The organism is Streptomyces sp. SID4985 (genome assembly GCF_009863025.1).
GTDB lineage: Bacteria > Actinomycetota > Actinomycetes > Streptomycetales > Streptomycetaceae > Streptomyces.
The window spans coordinates 1-19471 of record NZ_WWIR01000441.1 but is presented as its reverse complement, the minus strand read 5'-3'; the positions used below and the strand labels follow the sequence as shown (position 1 = coordinate 19471).

Here is a 19471-nt window from a genome sequence, read left to right as displayed (position 1 = left end):
CCGTGTCCGGAGGGTCAGGCGAGGCCCGCCTCCCGCATCTGGCGCAGCTCCTTCTTCATCTCGGAGACCTCGTCGCGCAGCCGGGCGGCGATCTCGAACTTCAGCTCTGCGGCCGCGGCGCGCATCCGCTCGGTCATCTCCTCGATCTGCTCCGCCAGCTCGGCCGCCGGACGGTCGGTCGGCGCGGCGCCCTTGCCCCGCGCGGACTTCGTGGACTTCGCCGCCTTGGTGTCGGCGTCCTTGGCGTTCTTCGCCGCCTTGCCGCCGAGCGACGGCACGGGCGCCTTGGCCGGCTTGCCGTCCTTCTGCTTGCGGTAGCCCGAGCCGAGCAGCTGCTCGGTGTCCACGTCTTCGCGGGCGATCTGCGCGACGATGTCGTTGATCTTCTTGCGCAGCGGCTGCGGATCGATGCCGTTGGCCTTGTTGTAGGCGACCTGCTTCTCGCGGCGCCGGTTGGTCTCGTCGATGGCCTTCGCCATCGCCGGGGTGATCTTGTCGGCGTACATGTGGACCTGGCCGGAGACGTTGCGCGCCGCGCGGCCGATGGTCTGGATCAGTGAGGTCCCCGAGCGCAGGAAGCCCTCCTTGTCGGCGTCGAGGATGGCCACGAGGGACACCTCGGGCAGGTCCAGGCCCTCGCGCAGGAGGTTGATGCCGACCAGGACGTCGAACTCACCGGCGCGCAGCTCGCGCAGCAGCTCCACGCGGCGCAGGGTGTCCACGTCGCTGTGCAGGTAGCGCACCTGGATACCGAGTTCCAGGAAGTAGTCGGTGAGGTCCTCGGCCATCTTCTTGGTGAGGGTGGTGACCAGGACGCGCTCGTCCTTCGCGGTGCGCTCGCGGATCTCGTGCACCAGGTCGTCGATCTGGCCCTCGGTGGGCTTGACCACCACCTCGGGGTCGATCAGTCCGGTCGGGCGGATGATCTGCTCCACGACACCGTCGCCGCGGGAGAGTTCGTAGGCGCCCGGGGTCGCGGACAGATAGACGGTCTGGCCGACGCGCTTCTGGAACTCCTCCCACTTCAGCGGGCGGTTGTCCAGCGCGGAGGGCAGCCGGAAGCCGTGGTCGACCAGGGTGCGCTTACGGGAGGCGTCGCCCTCGTACATGGCGCCGATCTGCGGGACCGTGACGTGGGACTCGTCGATGACGAGCAGGAAGTCGTCCGGGAAGTAGTCCAGCAGGGTGTTGGGCGCGGAGCCGGGGAGCCGGCCGTCGAAGTGCATCGAGTAGTTCTCGACGCCGGAGCAGCTGCCGATCTGGCGGAGCATCTCGATGTCGTAGGTGGTGCGCATCCGCAGCCGCTGGGCCTCCAGGAGCTTGCCCTGCTTCTCCAGCTCCGAGAGACGCTCGACGAGCTCCTTCTCGATGTCGTTGACCGCCCGCTCCAGGCGCTCCGGACCGGCGATGTAGTGCGAGGCCGGGAAGACGTAGAGCTGCTGGTCGTCGGTGATGATCTCGCCGGTGACGGGGTGGAGCGTGGACAGCGCCTCGATCTCGTCACCGAACATCTCGATCCGGACGGCCAGTTCCTCGTAGACCGGGAAGATCTCGATGGTGTCGCCGCGCACGCGGAAGGTGCCGCGGGTGAAGGCCATGTCGTTGCGCGTGTACTGGATGTCGACGAAGCGGCGCAGCAGCTCGTCGCGGTCGATCTCGTCGCCCACGCGCAGCGGGACCATGCGGTCCACGTACTCCTGCGGGGTGCCGAGGCCGTAGATGCAGGACACCGAGGCGACCACGATCACGTCACGCCGGGTGAGCAGGGAGTTCGTCGCCGAGTGGCGCAGGCGCTCGACCTCCTCGTTGATCGAGGAGTCCTTCTCGATGTAGGTGTCCGACTGCGGGACGTACGCCTCGGGCTGGTAGTAGTCGTAGTACGAGACGAAGTATTCGACCGCGTTGTTCGGCAGGAGCTCGCGGAACTCGTTGGCCAGCTGGGCGGCCAGTGTCTTGTTCGGCGCCATCACGAGGGTGGGGCGCTGGAGCTTCTCGATCATCCACGCCGTGGTGGCGGACTTGCCGGTGCCGGTCGCGCCGAGCAGGACGACGTCCTTCTCCCCGGCCTCGATGCGCTTGGCCAGGTCGGCGATGGCCGCCGGCTGGTCGCCGCTGGGCTGGTAGGGGCTGACGACCTCGAAGGGCGCCACCGTGCGTTCGATCTGGGAAACGGGCCGCATGTCATCCACCGTACGACCCCCCACTGACAACGGGTCCGGGTCAGTGGCCGCGCGGAGCCCGGGAGCCCTGCGCCCCGGCATGGCCGACGGGCAGGCGGGCGGGCCGGTGCGGCGCGCGGAGGTGCTGGTGGGAGGCGATGGTGGCGGCCGGGACACCCGGTTTGGACTCGGCGGCCGGACGGCGCTGCCCGCCCTTGACCATCAGCGGGTCGAAGATGACGACGACGCCGGTGAGGAGCAGCAGGGCGAGCGGTCCGACGAGGATCGGCAGAAGCGCCTCGGCGGGTGCGCCGGGCGGGGTGGCGTGCGCGGTGTGGTGCAGGTGGACGCCGAGGGCGGCCATGCCGGTGTAGTGCATGCCGGTGACGGCGAGGCCCAGCAGAAGGCTCGCGCCGACGCTGCCCGCGAGGCCCCGGACGCGTCCGGCGGCCCACAGGGCGGTGGTGGCGGCCGCGACGGCGATGACGACGGAGGCGGCCACGGTGAGCGTGTTGTAGGCGAAGTGCCCGCCGAAGCGGACCGCCGCCATGCCGAGGTAGTGCATTGAAGCGACGCCCAGACCGGTGATCGTGCCGCCGGTGACGAGCGAGGTGCGGTCGGTGCCCCGGTAACCGACGATGAAGATCCCGACGCCGACCATGACGACGGCGAGTCCGAGGCTCGCCCAGGTCATGGGGCCGTCGAAGCGGAGCGGCGTCCCGGCGATGGAGAAGCCCATCATGGCGATGAAGTGCATGGTCCAGATGCCGGAGCCGATCGCGACCGACCCGAGCGCCAGCCACGCGGACCGCCACACGCGTGTGACCAGCAGAGACCGTGCCACACAGCGCAGTCCGAGGGCGCCGCCGAGGCACGCCATCAGATAGCCCGCAAGAGGGGTGACCACCCCGTAGTCGAAGCCGTCGACCGTGCCCTGCATCCGCGGCTGCCCTTCCGCCCAAACGTGTATCCGGAACACCCGGAACACTCCCCTGGCCCAGGACCGCGGCAGGCGGTCGGGGTTGACGCAGAGAGTATGACCGCCACCGGAATGGTCGAATGATTATCCGGCAAAGAATCACGGCCTTACCCCACTTGTGCGGCAGCGGTGTGCACGGTTGGCCCAGCCCGTTCATCCTGTGATCCTTCTGCGCCCGCGTGCCATTGACGCTCTGCTGTCACTCTGGAGCTGTCGGTGTTCGCTGGACGTGAGGAGTACCCATGCACGCGCACGCAGTCGCCACCGTGGTCACCGCGGCCCTGGGAACGGCGGTCCTGCTGGCCCCCGCCTCCGACACGCGGCCGGTCCGGACCGCGGTCCAGCCCACGGTGATCGCTCACCGGGGCGCCTCCGCGTACGCGCCCGAGAACACCCTGGCCTCCATCGACAAGGCCGCGAAGCTGGGCTTCACCTGGGTCGAGAACGACGTGCAGCGCACCAAGGACGGCCGCCTTGTCGTCATCCACGACGACAACCTGGCGCGCACCACCAATGTCGAGAAGATCTTCCCGCACCGCGCGCCCTGGAAGGTGAAGGACTTCACCGCGGCCGAGATCGCCCGCCTGGACGCGGGCAGTTGGTACTCCCGCGCGTACACGGGCACGCGCGTGCCGACGCTGGAGCAGTACATGCGCCGCGTCGAGCACAACCACGAGAAGCTGCTCCTGGAGGTCAAGAACCCCGAGCTGTACCCCGGCATCGAGCAGCAGATCCTGAAGACCCTGGGCAACGAGGGCTGGCTGGACCGGGCACATCTGAAGCGGCTGATCGTGCAGAGCTTCAGCGCGGACAGCGTGCGCAAGGTGCACCAGCTCAAGCCCGCCGTCACCACCGCCCTGCTCGGCCGCCCGGCGGTGACCCGGATCGGCGGGTACGCCCGTTACGTCGACCTGATCAACCCCTCCCACGGCACCCTCTCCACCAGCTACGTCTCCACCGTGCACGCCTTCGTCGGAGCGCACGGCAAGCCGCTGCGGGTCTTCGCCTGGACGGTGAACGACGCGGCCACGGCCCGCAAGGTCCGGGCCTACGGCGTGGACGGTGTCATCACCAACAAGCCCGACGTGGTGCGGGCGGCACTGAGCGCGAACTGAGCGGCGAGGGGCGTTGTCAGTGCCAGGTCGTACGGTGGGCGCATGGACAGCCATGGGCAGGACGAGCAGCGGGTCGTGTGGACCGTCGTGGACACCGGCATCGGCCCGCTGATGCTGGCGGCGACCCGCCAGGGACTGGTCAACGTCGTCTTCCACGCCACGGACGCGATCAGCGAACGCGTCCGTGAGCGGCTGACGGCCCGGCTGGGCGCCGAGCCCGTCGAGGACCCGGACGCCCCGCTGCTGGTGGAGGCGATACGGCAGGTCGAGGCGTATCTCGCGGGTGAGCGCCGCGACTTCGACCTGCCCCTGGACTGGTCGCTGATCTCCGGCTTCAACCGCGAGGTGCTGCGCGAGCTGGCCTCCGGCGTCCCCTACGGCACGGTGGTGGGCTACGGCGACCTGGCGGGCCGGGTCGGCCAGCCGGGCGGGGCGCAGGCGGTGGGCGCGGCGATGGGCGCCAACCCGCTGCCCGTGGTCGTCCCGTGCCACCGGGTGGTCGAGAGCGACGGCGGCATCGGCGGATTCGGAGGCGGTCTGGAGACCAAGCGCCGGTTGCTCGCGCTGGAGGGCGTGCTGCCGGAACCGCTGTTCTGACGGGCCCGCGCACAGGGTTCCGTCCGGTCGGGCGCCCCGGATTCCGTCCAGTCGGACACTGCGGCTCTGTTTAGCCGGGCGCCCCGCCCGCCAGAAAGGGAGTGGGGACCGGCTGACGGGAGGCGGGCACATGGTGCTGGTGATGTCGGAGGAAGTCCGGGAGGCGATGTCCGCCGGACGGCCCGTGGTGGCCCTGGAATCGACGATCATCGCGCACGGTCTGCCCCGCCCGGACAATCTGCGGGTCGGTCTGGAGCTGGAGGACACGGTGCGCCGGGAGGGCGCCGTGCCCGCGACCGTCGCCGTGCTGGACGGGCGCCCTCGCATCGGCCTCACCAAGGACGAGTTGGAGCGGGTCGCCGGGGAGGACGGGATCAGGAAGCTGAGCCACCGCGATCTGCCCCTGGCGGTCGCCACCGGGGCGAGCGGCGCGACCACGGTGTCGGCGACGGCCCGGCTCGCGGCGCTGGCGGGCATCCGCGTGTTCGCCACCGGAGGTCTCGGCGGAGTGCACCGGCAGTGGACGCTCACCCAGGACGAGTCGGCGGACCTGGGCCTGCTGGCCCGCACGCGGATCACCGTGGTGTGCGCGGGGGTGAAGTCGGTCCTGGACGTACCGGCGACGCTGGAGCGCCTGGAGACGCTGGGCGTGAGCGTCGCCGGTTACCGCACGAACCGGTTCCCCGGCTTCTACCTGTCGGACTCCGGCTTCCCGGTGGACTGGACGCTCGACGGCCCGGAGCAGGTGGCCGCGGTGATGCGGGCACAGGACGCGCTCGGCGGGCAGGAGTCTGCGCTGCTCGTCGCCAACCCGGTCCCGCCGAAGCAGCAACTCGATCCCGGCCTGCACGCGCGCGTGCTCACGGAAGCGCTGGACGCCTGCGCGCGGGAGGGCGTCACCGGCCAGGCGATCACACCGTTCCTGCTGGGCTACCTGGTCCGGCACACGGACGGGGCGTCGCTGCGGGCCAACCTGGCGGCGGTGCGCGGCAATGTGCGGCTGGCGGCGCGGATCGCCCTGGCGTGGACCGGGCAGTGACCCGCCGGGCGGGCGGCCTGCTGGTGGTCGGTGATGTGATCACCGATGTCGTGGCCCGGCACCCGGGACCGCTCGCGACCGGCACCGACACCGCCGCCGTGATCCGCACCCTGCCGGGTGGCGCGGGCGCCAACGTGGCCTCCTGGGCCGCCCACGCGGGCTGTGCCGACGTACGGCTCCTCGCGCGGGTCGGCGCGGACGCGGCGGGGTGGCACGAGCGGGAGCTGCGCGCGGCCGGGGTGCGGCCCCGGCTGGTGGTCGATCCGACGGCACCGACCGGCACCGTGATCTGCCTGGTCGACGCCGGGGCGGCGGCCGAGCGCACGTTCCTCACGTGCAGCGGCGCCTCGCTGCGGCTCGAACCCGCCGACTGGTCGGACGCGTTGCTCGACGGCGTCGGCCGACTGCATCTGTCGGGCTATCTGCTGTTCGCGGAGTCGAGCCGGGCGCTGGCGCGGGTGGCACTCGCCGCGGCACGCGCGCGCGCGGGGTGCCGGTCAGCCTCGACCCGGCCTCGGCGGGCTTCCTCGCGGAACTCGGCGTGGACCGGTTCCTCGCGTTCGCGCGAGGGCTCGACGTGCTGCTGCCCAGCCGGGACGAGGCGTGTCTGCTGACCGGCAGGCCCGACTGGGCGGACGCGGCGGCCGAGTTGAGCGGGGTGGTCCCGGTCGTGGTGGCCAAGTCGGGGGCGGACGGTGCGCTGGTGGCCCGGTCGGGCTCGGTCCGGGCGCGGATTCCGGCCGTACCGGCGACGCCTCGGGACACCACGGGCGCCGGTGACGCGTTCACCGGCGCGTTCCTCGCCGCCCTGGTCGCGGGCGCGTCCGTCGAGGAGGCGGCGGAGCGGGGGTGCCGGTCCGGGGCGCGGGCGGTGGAGCGGGTGGGAGGCCGGCCTCCGTATCCGGGACCGGGTACGGAGGACACGACGTATCCGGAACCAGGCGCGGAGGACACGACCGCACCCGGTCGGTGCGAGGCGCACGGGCCGCACCCCGCCGCGCCCGCGCCCGGCCCGTGAGGGCATCAGGCGGCCTTGCGGCCCCACGCCGAGATCATCGGGGCCGTGGCGAGGTCCATGCCGCCCGCCTCCACGTTGGCCAGATGCCGGTCGATCTCCTCGTCGGTGGCGATCCCCGCCGCGACGAGCCGGTCGCGGATCTGCCGGACGGTGGCGGATTCCAGGGCGGTGCAGGCGGGTGAGGTGACGGGGAAGTACGCGTCGGCCCCGACCTCGCGCAGTCCGGCGTCGCGGAGCAGGCGCGGGAGCTTGCGGCCGTAGGAGAGGTCGGCGCCGCGCCCGGCGAGCAGGGTGCGGAAGCCCTGGCGCAGCCGGTTCGCCAGCTCCTGCTCGGGGCCGTACTCGTCGGGGCAGAGAAGGGGCTGCAGGGCGGGGTCGGCGTCCTCGACCAGCAGGTGGCCGCCCGGCTTGAGCGCGTCGATCATCGAGCGCAACGCCCGTTCCCGGTCGGGGACGTGGACGAGGACCAGCCGGGCGTGCACCAGGTCGAAGCGCTGTCCGGGCGGCTCCTCGGCGCCCACGTCGTGGACCAGCACCCGGACCGGGGGCCGGTCCGCGGCGGTGAGCCGGGTGGTGTCGATGTCGGTGGCGACGACCTCGCCGGTGGGACCGGCCTTCCTGGCCAGCCAGGACACGACCGAGGTGCCGCCCGCCCCGACCTCCCAGCAACGCTGGCCTGGGCCGATGCCGAGGCGTTCGAGGTGGCGGAAGGTCGTGGGGTCGAAGAGGGAGGCGAAGGCGTCGAAGCGTTCCTGCGCCTCCGTCCGGCGGTTGTCCAGCAGGTATCCGTCGGGTCGCGTCATGTCGTGATCATTCCAGCAACCAGCGGTTTCTCGTCCGTCGGCGCCCCATTGTCCACAGGCGGGAACAAAGCGGAACTCCCCATTCCCACAAGCTTTTCCGCGCTCGTCGCAGGACTGGCACACTGGCCGGGCACGGCGCGAAAGCGCCACGTGAGGAGATCCAGGGCAAGGAGATCCAGATGACCATGGCGGGCAATCTGCGGAGGGTCACGGGGCTGAGCGGGGTCGGCGGCCTGCGCAAGGTGGCACGGCTGGCCAGACGGCGTCCCCGGGTCGACCTGAGCCATCCGGCCAGGTCACCCCTGGGTTCCTCGGTGGTCAACTGCGTGACGTACCAGGACGGTGTCCGGGTGTCCGGCGCCCTCGATCTGGTGGACGCGGTGCGGAGGGTCCGCAAGAGCGGGGAGGGCTTCGTCTGGCTGGGACTGCACGAGCCCACGGCCCAGGAGTTCGCCGGTATCGCCGAGCTGTTCGACCTGCATCCGCTGGCGGTGGAGGACGCGGTGGAGGCCCATCAGCGCCCGAAGCTGGAGCGGTACGGGGAGACGCTGTTCGCGGTCTTCAAAACGGTCTGTTACGTGGAGCACGAGCAGCTGACGGCGACCAGCGAGGTCGTGGACACCGGCGAGATCATGGTGTTCCTCGGCGAGGACTTCGTCGTCACCGTCCGGCACGGGCGGCACGGCTCGCTCGGCCCCCTGCGGGAGGAGCTGGAGTCGCGGCCCGAGCAGCTCGCGAAGGGTCCGGCAGCGGTGCTGTACGCCATCGCGGACCATGTCGTGGACGAGTATCTGAACGTCACGGACGCGGTCCAGGCGGACATCGACCTGGTCGAGACGGACGTGTTCGCGGAGAACGGCGCGCGGACGGACCCCGGCCGCATCTACCAGATGAAGCGCGAACTCCTGGAGCTGAAGCGGGCGGTGGTGCCGCTCGGGCGGCCGCTGGAAGACCTGGCGACCCGGCCGATACGCGTGGTGGACCCGGAGATCCAGGCGTACTTCCGGGACGTGCTGGACCACTTGATACGGGCCAGGGACCAGATCGCCGCCTTCGACGAACTGCTCAACTCGATCCTCCAGGCGCATCTGGCACAGGTGACGGTCGCGCAGAACGAGGACATGCGGAAGATCACGGCCTGGGCGGCGGTGATCGCCGTGCCGACAATGGTGTGTGGTGTGTACGGCATGAACTTCGAGCACATGCCGGAGCTGGACTGGCGGTACGGCTATCCGCTCGTCATGTCCGTGACCGCGCTGTTCTGTGCGGTGGTCTACCGGGGGTTCCGGCGCAACGGCTGGCTCTGACGCCCCCGGGGCTTCCAACCGGTCAGCCGTTCCAGGCGGGGTGCCGCGGGTCGTCGGCACGCACCAGGACGTCGGCCGTCCCGGCGGGGTCGGTCTCCGTCTCGTAGCGGGCGAAGGCGGGCAGCGTCCAGTGGCCGTCCTCCGGGGTGCGGCGGCGCAGGGCGCCCGGAGAGAGAAGGAAGTGGACGGTCAGATCGAAGGGGAACCAGTGACGCAGAAGGAGGGGCCCATGCATCAACAGCACCGCGCCGGGCGGTAGTCGGACGTACGGGCTGCGGGTGGCACGGTCGGTGTCCGCGTCCCACAGGTCCGGCAGCACCCGCCCGTCACCACCGGGGTCCAACGGCCCGAAGACCTCGCGCCACAGCGCACCCGTGTCGAACCAGCCGCTGTAGTACGACTCCTCGTCGTGCCGTCCGTGTTCGAGACGCAGCGAGGCCGGGCGCAGAAAGCCCTCGGTACCGACGACGAGCGAGGGTCGTCCACGTACCCGCAGCGCCTCCGCGACCCGCTCCGCGAGGTCTCCCGGCCGCGCCGCCGGCGCCCCGTCGAAGCCCACCCGCGTCCAGGCGCTCCCGTCGGCGGGCTCCAGACCGCTGATCCGCTCGGCGAGCCGCTCCGCCATCCGGTCCCAGGTGATCGCTTCGAGTCGCACGGGCCCATGATGCCGGGTCCTGGCGGACGGGTGCCTGGTCCCACCGGGCGGATGCCTGGCCCCACCGGACGGATGCCGGTGGGGGCGCGACCGGTGCCGACGGGACGACAGGGACCGGCGGGGCACGGGAGCGGGGACCGCACGGGTGCCGGGCGGGAACCGGCGGGAACCGGACGCATGCCGGGGAGGGAACCGGGCGGATGCCGGGCAGGCGCCCGGCGGTACGGCCGAATTCCGGGTGGTCCGGCACGGGACGGGGGCTCCGCCAGGGGGAATGAACCGCGTATGGCACGCTCCGCCACTCCCCCGCCCTCCGGTTCGCCCGAGGAAGTCGCCCCCGGCTCCCCGGACGGGCTCGCACCCCCGGACGGCCACGGCTCCCCGGACGGCCACGGCTCCCCGAACAGCCCTGGCTCTCCGAACGGCCCCGGCTCTCCCGACGCCCTCACGGCCCTGGGCGGTCTCGTCGTCGTCCAGCCGCTGCGGCACAAGCGGCGGTGTGCGGAGTGCCGGGGCGGACCGTTGTCATTGCTCGTGCTGGAGGAGGGGATGCCCCGTTGCCTGGACTGTGCGGACCTCGGGCACATGGTGTTCCTGCCGCGGGGTGACGCCGCGCTGACGCGGAGGTCGCGGGAGGAGAGCGTGTTGTGGGCGGTGGTGGTGCGGTTCAACCGGCGCCGGAGCCGGTACGAGCGGCAGGGGGTGCTGGTGGAGGAGGCCGCGCTGGCCCGTGCCGAGGCCCGCTGCCTGGCCGACGCCGAGGCCAGACGGCGGCGGAGAGCGCGGGACGCGGGCCGCAGGGCGGTGGAGGACGAGCGGTTCGTGGCGGACTTCGCGGCGGAGGTGCGGCGGCTGTTCCCGGGGTGTCCCGCCGAGCGGGCCCTGGCCATCGCGGCCCACGCGGGAGCGCGGGGCAGTGGGCGGGTCGGGAGGAGCGCGGCCGGGCGGGCGCTGTCCGAGGAGGCGGTGACCTCGGCGGTGGTGGCCTCGGTGCGGCACACGGACACGCCGTACGACCAGTTGATCATGAGTGGCGTGCCGAGGTGGGAGGCCAGGGAGCGGATCGCGGAGACCGTGCGGGAGGTGGTGCGGGGGTGGGGCGGACGCCCGCTGCGCGCTCCGGTCGCCGGACACCGCCGTGGAGGAGCCGGACCGACGAACAGGACGAGAGAGACGAGAGAAGGGAGAGGAGAGGTGATCGGATGAACCCCTGCGGAAGGGCGACGCGGCTCGGTGAAAGGCGAGGTCCGCCGCTCTGCGCGGGCGTCGGGCGCGACGTATCGTGGCCGGAAGAGTCCCGGGCGAGCGCTCCGGGGCAGTGTCGCACCAGCGCCGGGCGACCGCCGAGTGACCCGAGCCCGATGACGCACGGCCCGTCGTACCCCAGGTACCCCCAGCCCGCCGGTATCCGTACACGAGGAATACGCCGATGGCCGATCCCAAGGGGTTCATGACCACCCAGCGCGAGGAATGGCCGCGGCGGTCCGTCGAGGAGCGTGCGCGGGACTGGGCCGAGGTCTACGTCCCGGGGGCGCTGTTGCCGATCATCGGGGCGCAGGCTGACCGCTGTATGGACTGCGGGGTGCCGTTCTGCCACGAGGCCTGTCCGCTGGGCAATCTGATCCCGGAGTGGAACGACCTGGTGGCGCGGGCGGACTGGCGGGCGGCGAGCGACCGGCTGCACGCGACGAACAACTTCCCGGAGTTCACCGGCCGGTTGTGTCCGGCGCCGTGCGAGGCGGGGTGTGTGCTGGCGATCAACCAGCCGGCGGTCACCATCAAGAACGTCGAGTGCGCGATCGCGGAGCGGGCCTGGGAGGAGGGCTTCGTGCCGCCCCGGCCGCCGGAGCGGCTGTCGGGGAAGACCGTGGCGGTGATCGGTTCGGGTCCGGCCGGGCTGGCGGCGGCGCAGCAGCTGACGCGGGCCGGGCACACGGTCGCGGTGTACGAGAAGGACGACCGGATCGGCGGTCTGATGCGGTACGGCATCCCCGAGTTCAAGATGGAGAAGCGGCAACTGGAGCGGCGGCTGGAGCAGATGGAGGCGGAGGGCACCCGGTTCCGTACGTCGGTGACGGTCGGGCGGGACGTACCGGCGACGGAGCTGCGGGCGCGGTACGACGCCGTGGTGGTCGCGACGGGCGCGACGGCGTGGCGGGAACTGGCGGTGCCGGGGCGGGAGTTGGCCGGGATACACCAGGCGATGGAGTATCTGCCGCTGGCCAACAAGGTGCGCGAGGGCGACCTGGCGGTCTCGCCGCTGTCGGCGGAGGGCAGGCACGTGGTGATCGTGGGCGGCGGGGACACCGGCGCCGACTGTCTGGGGACGGCGGTGCGCGAGGGTGCCGCGTCGGTGACCCAGCTCGACATCTACGCCCAGCCGCCCGGCGCGCGCGACGAGGACGCCGAGCCGTGGCCGACGTATCCGAAGCTCTACCGGCTGTCGGCGGCGCACGAGGAGGCGCGGGAGTTGCGGACGGCACCGGCGGCGGACGCGGACGCGCGGCTGTTCGCGGCGTCCACGCTCCGCTTCACCGGGGACGCCGAGGGGCATGTGCGGTCGCTGCACCTGGTCGAGGTGGACGAGCGCAGGAGTCCGCTGCCGGGCACCGGGCGGACGCTCCCCGCCGACCTGGTGCTGCTGGCGCTCGGCTTCTCCGGGCCGGACCGGGGGGACGGGCTGATCGACCAGCTGGGGCTGCGGACGGAGCCGCGCGGGACGCTCGCCCGGGACGGCGACTTCGGGACCGGTGTCCCCGGCGTGTTCGCCGCCGGGGACGCGGCTCGTGGTCAGTCGCTGATCGTGTGGGCGATAGCGGAGGGGCGGTCGGTGGCGGCGGCCGTGGACCGCTATCTGACGGGCGGTTCCTGGCTGTCGGCGCCGATATCGCCGTACGACAGGCCGATGACCGCGTAGTCGGGACTCAACAACAGGAGGGATATCGGGAGTTGACGGTTCGTGGGATCGGGGTCAGGCCTGTGGTGGGTCGAAGAGCAGGGGCATGAGTCAACAACAGTGAGCGTGGTCAGGAGAGCAGGAAGTCCGCCTCCCCGGCCTTGGCGCCCTTGATGAAGGCGGTGATCTCGTCCGTGGTGTATATCAGCGCGGGGCCGTCCGGGTCGGTGGACTGGCGGACGGCGACGCGGCCGTCGGCGAGTTTCATCGCCTCCAGGCAGTTGCCCCCGTTGCCACCGCTCCACGGCTTGTGCCAGCCGTCGCTGCCCAGCTCCCGCGCGGGCATACCGTTGTAGACACGACCGCGCGGATTGATGCGATCCATTCACAGCTCCTTGCGGAGATCCCGCAGGATCTCCTTCGTGCGTTGTGCCGTGGCGGCTTGTGCCGCCATGCGGTCCATGACCTCGAGGTGGCTCGCCACCTCGGAGCGCGCGTCCAGGTAGACGGCGCCGGTCAGGTACTCGCTGTAGACCATGTCCGGCAGTTCTGACATGGCGAATCGGAACAGCACGAACGGCCCGTACGTGCCCGGGTGCGGCCCGTCGGCGAACGGGGCCACCTGGAGCGTCACGTTGGGCAGCTTCGTGGCCTCGAGCAACTTGTCGATCTGCCGCCGCATCACCTCCGGGCCGCCGACCGGGCGGCGCAGGGCGGTCTCGTCCATGACGGCCCAGACGCGGGGCGCGTCCGGCCGGGTGAGCAGGTCCTGACGGCGCATCCGCAGGGCGACGTGCCGCTCGATGTCGTCGGGGCTGGTCTGGCCGATGGCGCCCGACTTGAGCACGCCGCGCGCGTAGTCCTCGGTCTGGAGCAGTCCGGGCACGAAGTGCGGTTCGTAGGAGCGGATGAGGGAGGCGGCCTCCTCCAGGCTGACGTACATCGAGAACCAGCCGGGCAGGATGTCGTGGAACCGCTGCCACCAGCCGGGTCTGTTGGCGTCCTCGGCGAGGCGGACGAAGAGTTCGGCCTCGTCGTCGGGCACGCCGTAGGACTTGAGCAGCACTTGCAGGTACGGGATCTTGAGGGAGACCTCGGCCATCTCCATCCGGCGCACGGTGGCGGGGGCGACGTGGAGGACGTGTGCGGCCTCCTCGCGCTTCAGCCCGGCGCGTTCCCGCAGCTCCAGCAGGCGTCGGCCGAGGACCACCTGACCCACGGTCGGCGCGGACCGCGGTTCGCTCACGTGCCACCTCCGACTGACATCCCGCTCCGGCAGAAAACGTGACAGCGCCGGGGCGCCGGGCACCGTGTCCCGACAGCCCTGCGGCGCCGTTCGAAGACGCGTACGTGGATCCGGCCGGATCGACGACGGTCTCAATTGGCGCCGCGCGACGTGCTGTTGCGAGCAGTGTGCCACGGCCCTCCACCGCGTCACACAGCACTCTGCATTTTTCAGAGTGACACTTGCCAAGTGTTCACGGCGGGGAGATAGTGGCAAGCGTGATTCCGTCCGCGCCCTTAGGAACAGACTCCGCCGCAGACCGGTCCGGTCTCGGTGTCGCCACCGGAGAAGCCCCGGTCAGGGGCGCCGCCAAGCGACGGTTCCGCTTCGAGCTGGCCGCACATCCGACGTCCTCCGCCGAGGCCAGACGCGTGACGCGCGCCCGGCTGCGGGGCTGGTCGGTGTGCGCGGACACATGTGACAGCGCCGCCCTGGTGGTGTCCGAGCTGGTCACCAACGCGATCATGCACACCGCGAGCAGCCGGGTCGTGTGCGAGCTGCACGACCAGGACGACGTGGTGCGCATAGCCGTGCGCGACGAGGGGTGCGCGCCCGGCGATCCCCACCCGGCACAGCAGCGGCCCGACGAGGAGCACGGGAGGGGGTTGCTTCTCGTCGACGCGCTGTGCCGGGCCTGGGGCACCCGGCAGCACGGACCCGGGCTCCTGGTGTGGGCGGAGCTGCCCAGGGAGGGCGACGCGGAGGAGTCCGCCCCCGACGAGGCGTACGGCACTGCGTACGGCACGGCCGACGAGCTGTTCGACGCCTACGCCGCGGCGGACGAAGCCGACCACGACGCAGCCGACGACATCGCCGACGCGCCCGCCGGAACCCGGGAACACGCCCCCGCCCGCGACCCCCGCTGCGACCTCGGCTGGGGTGTACGCCCCAAGCCGGACCCCTCCCCCGTCCCGGGCGAGGACGAGTCCGCCGGGCCGGCCGTCCGGCGCGGCGAGACGGTTCCGGCCCAGTGGGCCGGCCCCGGACCCCGCACGGTGCCGCCGGGGCGGACGGTGACACCCGCACGGACGGCGGCGCCGGAACCGGCCCAGCCGTGGGCCGTCCCATGACCGGCACCGGGCAGCCACTGGGGCTCGACACGCTCGTCAGACTGGGGCGTCGTCGTCACCTGCCCATACCGACCGGTCGGCCTGTCCTGCCCGAGGGTATGACGACCCCGCTCGGCATGGACGCCGTGGCGGTCCCGGAGCGGCTGGGCGCGCTGCTGCTGCCTCGGCTGCCCCGCGTGGGATGCGTGTACGCCGATGGCACGCACTGGTGGTGGATCGTCCCCGCCGACTCCGACTACGCCCTGTCCTGGCCCTCCCCGGCCCACTACGCCACGGGCGCTCCCGTCCCCACCACCGCCCGCCTGCTCCACCGCCCCGAGGGCACGATCCCCTACACCCCGCCGATCCCGCTGTACCTCGCCCTGTGCCGGGCCACGGGCACGACGCCGGACTGGTCCCGCCCGCTGTCCGCCTGACCGGGGCGCTGCGGGAGCCGAGTTCCCGACCCCCCTCGGCCCACCCGGTCACGGCACCACGGCACCGTGCGCCCGTCGTTTCCTCGTCGCGCCCCGTGCGTGCGCGGGACCGCCCCGGAGGGCGCCGCTCCACCGCGCACCGTGTTCCGGCACCGCCCGCGCACTCCCCCCGCGCCCCCGGCACCCCCGCTCGCGCCCTGCCCGAGCCCTCGTCGTGCGGCAATAGTGGCCGTTCGGTCATGGCGTCGGGAGGTTCGCGGTGGGGCGGAGGCGGGGGCGGGAAGAAACCGAGGTGTCGGAGTCGGAGCGGCTGCTGTTCGGGGGACCGCTCAGGTACGACATGGGGTGGAACGAGCACTCGCGGGCGTTCCTGGAGCTGAGCTTCCGGGCGATGGTGCGGCGGCTGCCGGGGATGCTGGCGTCCAGCCTGCGGCTGGCGCGGCGGGCGGACCCGGGGGCCGCGCGGGCCGTGCTGGCCGCCGAGGTGGGCCGGGGTGTGGCGCAGGCGGTGAGCCTGCTGGCCGTGAACAGCGCACTCGGCAGCCTGCTCAGCGGCCCGGACATCGAGGAGCGGCTACGGGCGGCGGCCCCTGCCCTGGCCGTGATGGCCGCCATGATGCTGGTCGCGGCGCTGCTGCGGGCCGCCTCCACCTACGCCACCGGACGCCTGGAGCCCAAGGTGGAACGGGTGGCGACCGAGCTGTATCTCGAGCGCGCGGCCAATGTGGAGCTGGCCGCGATCGAGGACCACGCCTTCCACAAGCTGCTGGACACCGCGCAGTACGGCGCCCGCTCGGCGCGGCACATGATCTCGTACAGCGCCCGGGTGATCAACGCGATGATCTCGCTGATCGCGGCCGCCGGTGTGCTGACCGTGCTGCATCCGGCGCTGCTGCCGCTGCTGATCACCATGACGCTGCCGAGCGCCTGGAGTTCCCTGACCATCGCGCGGCGCCGCTACGAGTCGTTCCACGTCTGGGTGCAGCACGCCCGCGCGGGCCAGCTCATCGGCAGTCTGCTCACCGAGCAGGGCGCGGCTCCGGAGATCCGGGTGCACGGGGTCGGCCCGTTCCTGCTGCGGCACTACCGGTCGATGTCGGAGACGGCGGAGGCGGAGCAGGCCCGGCTGTCACGGCTGGCCGCGCGGACCGGCCTGGTCGCCGCCGCCTGGACCGGCCTCGCGACGCTCGCCACGTACGCCACGCTGGGCGCGCTGCTGGTCACGGGCGCGATGGCGCTGTCGGTGGCGGGTACGGCGGTGATCGCGATCCGGACCGGCGCGGCGAGCCTGGACACGCTGGTGCTGGAGATCAACCAGCTGCACGAGGAGGCCCTGTTCGTGGGCGACCTGGAGCGGATGTACGTGGAGGCGGCCGAGCGTGCGATCCCGGTCGGCGGGGAGGAACTGCCCGACGACCCGAAGGAGATCCGGTTCGAGGACGTCACCTTCAGCTATCCGGGAGAGGGTGCCCGCCCGGCCCTCGACGGGGTGACCCTCAGCCTGCCGACGGGCCGGATCATCGCCCTGGTCGGCGAGAACGGCTCGGGCAAGACCACCCTGGTCAAGTTGCTGGCGGGGCTGTACAACCCGGACCGGGGCCGCATCCTGTGGGACGGCGTCGACGCGGCGCGGGCCGACCGGCGGGCGCTCGCCGAGCGGGTCGCGATGGTGGCCCAGGACTTCAAGCGCTGGCCGTTCACCGCGAAGGTGAACGTGGCCGTCGGCCGCTCGTCCGTGCCCATGACGAAGGAGCGGCTGGACGCGTCGGTGACCGAGGCGGGGGCCGAGGAGGTGGTGGCCGCGCTCCCGAACGGCCTGGACACCCTGCTGGCCCGCAACTTCAGCGGCGGCCACGAGCTGTCCGGCGGCCAGTGGCAGCGGCTCGGTATCGCGCGGGCCGCCTACCGGCGCGGGGACATCCTGATCGTGGACGAGCCGACGGCGGCGCTGGACGCGCGGGCCGAGCTGGCGGTGTTCGAGAAGATCCGGGCGCTGGCGGGCAGCGGGCAGACCGTCGTACTGATCACCCACCGGCTGGCCTCCGTACGCCACGCCGATCTGGTGCACGTGCTGGAGCGGGGGCGGCTCGTGGAGTCCGGCACCCCGGAGGAGCTGCTGGCAGGGGGCGGGGTGTACGCGGAGCTGTACGCGCTCCAGGCGGACCAGTTCACGGCCGCGGTGCCCACGCCCAGGCCCGCGTGAGCCCGTGAGCCCGTGAGCCGGACCCTGTCCGTACTGATCAGTCGGCGCTGCCCCGCCTAGTCCGCGCCCTCCGGCCCCCGCAGGATCACCAGGAACGTGTCCGTGGCCAGGTCCATCACGACCTCCGCGGGCAGCCCTTCGAGGCGCCGCGCGTGCGCGAACTCCTCCGCCGGCCATGATCCGCGCGGTCCACCGGCGGGAAAGCGCCCGAGCTCCGTTCGCCCGTTCACCATCTCGCACCTCCAGAAGACGTCGTACTTCATGGAAGTGAACGCTGCGGAGGGGCCGTTCGCCTCGGCCGGTGACGGGACTGAGACATTGCCGACACCGAGTCAGTGCGCTTCGCCACCGTTCGGGTGCCTGCCGAGCGCGGTCAGGTCGAGCAGGCCGGGGACGGCGCCGAGTGCGCCCAGGGTGTCGTCGTCGTGGACCGAGTAGGTGTGGAAGACGCGGTCACGGTCGCGGAGGAAGCAGCTGAGGCCGGGGCGTTCGACCGGGCGGCCTTCGTGCTCCACGGTCGCCTCGAAGTCGCGGTTGAAGTCGCCGAGCGCCGAGGAGTACCAGGGGACCGCCCAGCCCATCCGCGCCTTGAACGGCAGGATCCGGGTGAACGGCGCGCGGGAGACGGCCGCGAAGGCGGTGTCGCGGGCGCGCAGCCGGTCGAGGTGGCCCAGCTGGTCCAGGAAGGCCGCGCAGCCGGGGCAGCCCTCCGTCCACTCCGGGTCGAACATGAAGTGGTGGACGACGAGTTGGGCCCGTCCGTCGAAGAGGTCGAGGAGGGTGGCCTTGCCGTCGCCACCCTCGAAGACGTACTCCGGGTCGACCTCCACCACGGGCAGCCGCCGCCGCTCGGCGCCGAGCGCGTCGCGGGCCCGGGCGACCGCCTCCTCCTTGCGCCGTAACTCCTCGCGCGCCGCACGCCATCGCGCACGGGTGACGATCTCCGGAAGCGACATGGGCCCTCCTGCCTGTCCGACGGTCGGTTCGTGGTGCTGACCGCGGCAGAGGACGGAACTCATCGCGGGGCGCCGGGATTTCTTCGTCGATTTCCCGGCGCCCTGATGCAGGCGGGTCAGGCGGCCGGGAGCACCCGCCAGTCCCGGCCGCCGCTCTCCAGCTCGCGCAGGGCTTCCTGGAGCCGGTCGGTGTGGCGCGGGGTCAGGCGGCCGGTGTCGTCGAGGTGGACCGCGCAGGCGGTGGTGGTGTCCACGAGCCGTTCCAGGGCGGTGGCCACCGCGCCGGTGTCGCGGGTGTGCCGGGCGAGGGCGGGCAGTTCGGCGGCGGCGACCGCCATGGCGGTGTGGGCCTCGGCGAGCGTGCGGTACGCCTCGCGGCGCAGCGCCCAGCGTTCGGCGCGGTCACCGGACTCGGCCATGACGTGCGCGAGGTAGGCGTGCGCGGCGGTCCCGGCGGCGGCGAGCCGCGCCCGTACGCCCGCGCCCCGCTTCCCGGGCATCGGCAGATGGCCGACGATCAGCACCAGCGCGCATGCCAGCAGGGTCTCGGCGATCCGGCTGACGCTCGCCTGCGGTTCGCCGCCGATCATGATCAGGGCGAGGACGAGCACGGTGACGACGGCGGTCAGCGCGGCGAAGTGCCGGGTGGAGACGGGCAGCAGCGCCCCGCACACCGCGACCAGCGCGATCAGCCCGAAGGGCCTGGGCAGCACCGCGGCGAACCCGGCGAAGAGCAGTGCGCCGAGCACGGTGCCCGCGGCCCGGCACAGCACCCGGGAGGCGAGCGGGCCGAGGTCGGGCTTGACGAGGAAGACGGCAGTGACGGGCAGCCAGTACCAGTGCTGGTGCCTGCCGTACCAGCCGGTGTGGTGCAGGGCCTGGGCGATGCCCGCGGCCGCGCCGAAGGAGAGGGCGACGCGCAGTGCGTACTCGCGGCCCCCGGTGCCGAACGCGGCCCACAGCGCGCGCCGGG

The 19471-nt window shown here is 72.4% G+C and carries 18 protein-coding genes and 1 pseudogene; 10 read left to right on the top strand and 9 right to left on the bottom strand.

From position 1 onward, the window contains the following. Window positions 1-14 precede the first annotated feature (14 nt). On the bottom strand, window positions 15-2180 hold the full coding sequence (uvrB, locus tag GTW40_RS19190) for an excinuclease ABC subunit UvrB (protein WP_161181426.1): 2166 nt from the start codon (window positions 2178-2180) through the stop codon (window positions 15-17). A 40-nt stretch (window positions 2181-2220) separates the two neighbouring features. Further along, window positions 2221-3099 (bottom strand): MHYT domain-containing protein, encoded by an 879-nt coding sequence (locus GTW40_RS19185; protein ID WP_161181425.1) that lies wholly within the window; start codon window positions 3097-3099, stop codon window positions 2221-2223. A gap of 281 nt (window positions 3100-3380) precedes the next feature. Between GTW40_RS19185 and GTW40_RS19180 the strand changes: the two genes are divergently transcribed. The 4 genes and pseudogenes from GTW40_RS19180 (at window position 3381) to GTW40_RS19165 (ending at window position 6907) form a co-directional block, all read left to right on the top strand. After that, entirely contained in the window at window positions 3381-4253 is an 873-nt protein-coding gene (locus tag GTW40_RS19180) for a glycerophosphodiester phosphodiesterase family protein (RefSeq protein WP_161181424.1), read from the top strand. 42 nt (window positions 4254-4295) lie between these two features. Then, window positions 4296-4850: a methylated-DNA--[protein]-cysteine S-methyltransferase gene (locus GTW40_RS19175; protein ID WP_161181423.1), complete on the top strand. Its 555-nt coding sequence runs from the start codon at window positions 4296-4298 to the stop codon at window positions 4848-4850. A gap of 130 nt (window positions 4851-4980) precedes the next feature. Further along, window positions 4981-5889, top strand: coding sequence for a pseudouridine-5'-phosphate glycosidase (locus tag GTW40_RS19170; protein ID WP_161181422.1), 909 nt, complete (start codon window positions 4981-4983; stop codon window positions 5887-5889). Continuing rightward, window positions 5874-6907, top strand: a pseudogene (locus GTW40_RS19165) (sugar kinase). Before GTW40_RS19170 ends, GTW40_RS19165 begins: the two are co-directional and overlap by 16 nt. 5 nt (window positions 6908-6912) lie before the next feature. On the opposite strand, the gene GTW40_RS19160 reads toward GTW40_RS19165, so the two are convergent. Then, window positions 6913-7710, bottom strand: a complete 798-nt coding sequence (locus GTW40_RS19160) for a methyltransferase domain-containing protein (RefSeq protein ID WP_161181421.1) — start codon at window positions 7708-7710, stop codon at window positions 6913-6915. A gap of 179 nt (window positions 7711-7889) precedes the next feature. On the opposite strand from GTW40_RS19160, the gene GTW40_RS19155 reads away from it, so the two are divergent. Beyond that, complete coding sequence (locus GTW40_RS19155) at window positions 7890-9017, top strand: magnesium and cobalt transport protein CorA (protein ID WP_161181420.1); 1128 nt, start codon at window positions 7890-7892, stop codon at window positions 9015-9017. 22 nt (window positions 9018-9039) lie between these two features. On the opposite strand, the gene GTW40_RS19150 is transcribed toward GTW40_RS19155, so the two are convergent. Further along, window positions 9040-9672, bottom strand: a complete 633-nt coding sequence (locus tag GTW40_RS19150) for a uridine kinase (protein WP_161181419.1) — start codon at window positions 9670-9672, stop codon at window positions 9040-9042. A gap of 453 nt (window positions 9673-10125) precedes the next feature. Here GTW40_RS19150 and GTW40_RS19145 point away from each other — a divergent pair, with 453 nt between their 5' ends. Together GTW40_RS19145 and GTW40_RS19140 are read left to right on the top strand one after the other, a co-directional pair. Beyond that, window positions 10126-10878, top strand: coding sequence for a DUF2293 domain-containing protein (locus tag GTW40_RS19145; RefSeq protein ID WP_161181438.1), 753 nt, complete (start codon window positions 10126-10128; stop codon window positions 10876-10878). Between the two features lie 223 nt (window positions 10879-11101). Beyond that, window positions 11102-12589 carry a glutamate synthase subunit beta gene (locus tag GTW40_RS19140; RefSeq protein ID WP_161181418.1) on the top strand — a complete coding sequence of 496 codons (1488 nt, stop codon included), beginning with the start codon at window positions 11102-11104 and terminating at the stop codon, window positions 12587-12589. A gap of 109 nt (window positions 12590-12698) precedes the next feature. Here the strand turns inward: GTW40_RS19140 and GTW40_RS19135 are convergent, their stop codons facing one another. Both GTW40_RS19135 and GTW40_RS19130 read right to left on the bottom strand, forming a co-directional pair. Then, the gene (locus GTW40_RS19135; RefSeq protein ID WP_161181417.1) at window positions 12699-12953 is read right to left on the bottom strand and encodes a DUF397 domain-containing protein; all 255 of its coding nucleotides are present in this window, start codon (window positions 12951-12953) and stop codon (window positions 12699-12701) included. After that, window positions 12954-13814, bottom strand: coding sequence for a helix-turn-helix transcriptional regulator (locus GTW40_RS19130; protein ID WP_161181416.1), 861 nt, complete (start codon window positions 13812-13814; stop codon window positions 12954-12956). 248 nt (window positions 13815-14062) lie between these two features. Between GTW40_RS19130 and GTW40_RS19125 the strand changes: the two genes are divergently transcribed. From GTW40_RS19125 to GTW40_RS19115, 3 genes are all read left to right on the top strand, one after another. Next, window positions 14063-14923, top strand: a complete 861-nt coding sequence (locus tag GTW40_RS19125; protein WP_161181415.1) for an ATP-binding protein — start codon at window positions 14063-14065, stop codon at window positions 14921-14923. After that, window positions 14920-15339: a hypothetical protein gene (locus GTW40_RS19120; protein ID WP_161181414.1), complete on the top strand. Its 420-nt coding sequence runs from the start codon at window positions 14920-14922 to the stop codon at window positions 15337-15339. Before GTW40_RS19125 ends, GTW40_RS19120 begins: the two co-directional genes overlap by 4 nt. A 340-nt stretch (window positions 15340-15679) precedes the next feature. Then, a complete protein-coding gene (locus GTW40_RS19115; protein ID WP_237525577.1) occupies window positions 15680-17542 on the top strand; it encodes an ABC transporter ATP-binding protein in 1863 nt (620 codons plus the stop codon). 56 nt (window positions 17543-17598) lie between these two features. On the opposite strand, the gene GTW40_RS32735 is transcribed toward GTW40_RS19115, so the two are convergent. The 3 genes from GTW40_RS32735 to GTW40_RS19105 all read right to left on the bottom strand — a co-directional run. After that, window positions 17599-17805, bottom strand: coding sequence for a hypothetical protein (locus GTW40_RS32735; protein ID WP_018545712.1), 207 nt, complete (start codon window positions 17803-17805; stop codon window positions 17599-17601). A 69-nt stretch (window positions 17806-17874) separates the two neighbouring features. Next, window positions 17875-18498: a DUF899 domain-containing protein gene (locus GTW40_RS19110; RefSeq protein WP_161181412.1), complete on the bottom strand. Its 624-nt coding sequence runs from the start codon at window positions 18496-18498 to the stop codon at window positions 17875-17877. Between the two features lie 116 nt (window positions 18499-18614). Continuing rightward, on the bottom strand, window positions 18615-19471 hold an 857-nt coding region (locus GTW40_RS19105), incomplete at its 5' end, for an FUSC family protein (RefSeq protein WP_161181411.1).